This is a genomic window from Cuspidothrix issatschenkoi CHARLIE-1, from assembly GCF_002934005.1.
GTDB classification, from domain to species: domain Bacteria; phylum Cyanobacteriota; class Cyanobacteriia; order Cyanobacteriales; family Nostocaceae; genus Cuspidothrix; species Cuspidothrix issatschenkoi.
In genome coordinates this window covers 1-1233 of record NZ_PGEM01000135.1, presented here as the reverse complement: position 1 = coordinate 1233, position 1233 = coordinate 1, and the positions used below count along the sequence as shown (strand labels likewise).

Annotated in this window: 1 protein-coding gene; it reads right to left on the bottom strand. The window is 34.4% G+C overall.

The window, feature by feature from the left end; all coding sequences use genetic code 11:
* Window positions 1-70: 70 nt before the first annotated feature.
* Window positions 71-682 (bottom strand): PH domain-containing protein, encoded by a 612-nt coding sequence (locus CUN59_RS16780; RefSeq protein WP_104388919.1) that lies wholly within the window; start codon window positions 680-682, stop codon window positions 71-73.
* Between the last annotated feature and the right edge of the window lie 551 nt (window positions 683-1233).

Sequence of the window (1233 nt, the reverse complement as noted above, 5' to 3'; positions counted from 1 at the left end):
CTAAACCCTTGTAGGGACAATTCATGAATTGTCCCTAGGATAATTTTCACTCCTATGTTTTATCCAATAATTAATTGTTAATAAATTTCTCGAAAATCTGACCAAAATCTTTACGCACATAAGTCTCATGGGCAGACTTTAACCAATTAAAAGCATACTGGTTAATTGCCTTAAATTGTTCTTCTGAAGTTGAGGTAGTTGTGGAACGACTAACTGTATTCGATGCTGTAGTTAAACTTGTTTGGGCATATTGCATATACAGAGCATTTTCTCGCTGAATAGAGGCAATTTTTACTAAAGCTTTGTACAAATCTTTCAAAGGAGCAATATAAGCTTTTGCCACATCAATAGAATAGGAATGTTCACCCATATTCAATTTTATTTCAATATCCATATCTATTGTACCAGCAGTTTCTAACTTCACATCTTTAATAATGTGGTGACTATAGCTAAATCGTTTGAGTAAACGTTTTTTACTCACCGCAGAAGTTCCATCTAGATGAATTAAGGCTAAATTGGTAAAACAGTATTCATCTGTTTTTGACTTAATTAAAAAATAGATTTTTTCTCCTTCTTCGTGCATTACATAATCATCACTATCAACTTTGTGATAATCTTCTGGTTTGATAACAGCACCGATATCACTCAAACCTAACGCATCCATAGCCATATTTTTGAACATGATGTTTATCTCTCCTATAAATACATGACTTTGATATTGTAGATTATATATCAGTATTATTTATTTACCAAGTTTACTTAACAGTAGTTTACTAGAAAATTTTCGATAATAATTAAGATCCCCTGCTTCTTTTATTTATTATTTCCATCAATGATAAATTGATCTGGTGAACTCAGGGATCTGGGGCTCAACAAGTGCTATTGGTGACTGACTCGAATCATTTGTTCATCTGCCATGAGTTTTGCCATGATAAGCGAATCTTTTAACTATTCGCCGTAAGTCCCCCACTGAATTTGGTACTCCAAATCAGTGGTGGGATATAAGGCGGGAAAAACCGAAATCGTTCTCAACTAATACGAGGTGTAAGCCTTGTAAGGTAAACAGTGAGCGAAGCCGAACTGTTGAGGTTTTTTGTAAATATTATCTATGAGATGGATGAAGAATTCCCAAAATTTCGTGATAAAGTTGTAGAATCTTGACCACCAATGCCGTAAGCGAAAACCAAGCTAGTAGGTAAGTGTCACAAGAGAAAGATTTGGGTCTTGGGAATC